Origin of the sequence: Komagataeibacter europaeus LMG 18890 (assembly GCF_000285295.1) — a bacterium.
In the GTDB taxonomy this organism is placed as follows: domain Bacteria; phylum Pseudomonadota; class Alphaproteobacteria; order Acetobacterales; family Acetobacteraceae; genus Komagataeibacter; species Komagataeibacter europaeus.
Genome location: NZ_CADP01000254.1, coordinates 1 through 1,838 on the forward strand (window position 1 = coordinate 1; position 1,838 = coordinate 1,838).

Genomic DNA, 1,838 nt, shown 5'->3' on the forward strand with positions numbered 1-1,838 from the left:
CCCGCGTCATAGCCCGAAAGCCCGCCGCTTTCCGTGGTTTTTACCGACTGGCTATCAATCACGCCCGCGCTTGGAGAGGCTTCACGCCCCTCAATCTCGCGCAGGCTCATGACCAGGACCGTATTCATGACTTCGAACAATCCGGCATCACGCCAGGCGTAAAAATAGCGCCTGACGGTCGAGACCGGCGGAAAGCATTTCGGCAGCAAACGCCACGCACACCCGGCCGAGGCTATGTAGAGCATCGCGTTGACCACCTCGCGCATATCCGTCGTGCGGGGGCGACCACCCCGTTTCGCCGGGGGTATAAATGGCATGATCAGAGCCCACTCTTCGTCCGTCGTATCCGATGGATATCGCATTCCTTCCCGGCTATGTTCACGTCGGGCAATACCAGTCCATGTCACCATTCACTCCATCTCTTCGTAAAGACGGATGAATCACAACAGGCTGGTATTGTTCAAAAACTTTCGGATCAGGCTCTTACACCGGCAGGAGAGGCATTCTACCATGCCATTCGTCCCCTTATCCGCCAGATACATCTGCTGACAGCCCATGCAGACCAGCGTTTCAGCCATGCGCTGCGGGATATCCGCTTCGGCACCATTCTACCCATCAATTATGAAAGCAACCTGACCTCCAATCTTGCGCAGCTTGTCGCTGGCTGGCAGCACGCCTATCCGCATCAGAACCTGCTGATCAGCAGCGGAACCGCCGAAGACCTTTTCAGGGATCTGAAATCAGCGACGCTTGACATCATCCTGACCGACACCACGGTTTCCACGGATGTGTTTGAAAAACGTGACCTGTTTGCGTCCGAATTGGTCCTCGCGGGTCCCGCGCGGGTCGTCGGTCCCACGGCATCGGTTCCGGATCTGCTCGCCGCACATCCGATTGCAGTTCCCAGCCTTAAAAGTGGTCTGCGCCAGAGTGTCTGGAAAACGCTGGAAACCGTCATATCGTTTGAAAACACGCAACCCGTTATCGTGGAGGTCGATGCCCTGCCGATCATGCTGCGTCTTATACTTGATCACGGCTATCTGTGCGTTTTACCGCAGGATGCGATTAAAAACCTGACTGCACGCATTGGCTGGCTACCCCTGCCATACCAGCCGAAGGTATCGATGCGCCTTGTATGGCCCAGAATGCCGAAAGCGCGTCAGGCTGCGGACAGGATCATCACCCTGCTTGGCTATGCGCCGACGGGAGAAGACGGCTCCACGCCGGAACGTACCATGGATACCAGCTTTCAAAAGCCAGCCATGGCGTCATGTAGCAAAATGGAAACCTTTTGATTTCCCATCATAATAAGGAGACAGATGAAACCATCCGGATCAAATCACGTGCCGGAAAACGCAGGCCGTGGAAAATGTTATGCCCGAACCGCACTGTATTTTTTTATATAGGGATCAAAAATATTGACCCGAAGGAAAGTTCTTATCTAGCAGTCTGTCGGGTTGGCCATTTTGAGGGTTATAAGGTCGAGGCTGACCCGGCTTATGCCGCCTGAAGCCGTGCCATTCTTTTGCAGTTATATGCGAGTGCAACGAGGGTCCATTCGGTCGTGACTTTTGCAAGGCCACGCAGGCTGAACCTTCTGAACCCCATGATGCTTTTGATAATTCCAAAGACCGGTTCAACGGTCTGTTTTCGTAGTCTGTAAACATCTCCGGCTTCTGTGGTTTCCAGCCTGTCCTTCATGGCAAGCCGCCAGGGTTCGGTTATCCGGCGTGGCTCCCTGCTTTCAGGAAGTGGCCGGAAATCATATGGCCTGCGGGCACAGGGCCGTCCAATGGCGACCAGCGGATCGATGCCTTTTTTCCGCAGGTCCCGGACCG

At 54.8% G+C, this 1,838-nt stretch carries 3 protein-coding genes; 1 reads left to right on the plus strand and 2 read right to left on the minus strand.

Going from position 1 to position 1,838, the window contains the following annotated elements:
* Nucleotides 1-410: IS5 family transposase (locus tag GEU01_RS23760; protein WP_042710803.1), on the minus strand; the 410-nt coding region annotated here is incomplete at its 3' end.
* Here GEU01_RS23760 and GEU01_RS21350 point away from each other — a divergent pair.
* Complete coding sequence (locus GEU01_RS21350) at nucleotides 375-1,295, plus strand: LysR family transcriptional regulator (protein ID WP_019087624.1); 921 nt, start codon at nucleotides 375-377, stop codon at nucleotides 1,293-1,295. The genes GEU01_RS23760 and GEU01_RS21350 overlap by 36 nt on opposite strands.
* Nucleotides 1,296-1,497: 202 nt before the next feature.
* On the opposite strand, the gene GEU01_RS27185 is transcribed toward GEU01_RS21350, so the two are convergent.
* Nucleotides 1,498-1,838: transposase (locus GEU01_RS27185; RefSeq protein WP_010515861.1), on the minus strand; the 341-nt coding region annotated here is incomplete at its 5' end.

Bases quoted from the DNA above. Each gene is read 5' to 3' on its own strand.
- GEU01_RS21350 (WP_019087624.1), top strand. From the start codon at position 375: ATGTTCACGTCGGGCAATACCAGTCCATGTCACCATTCACTCCATCTC.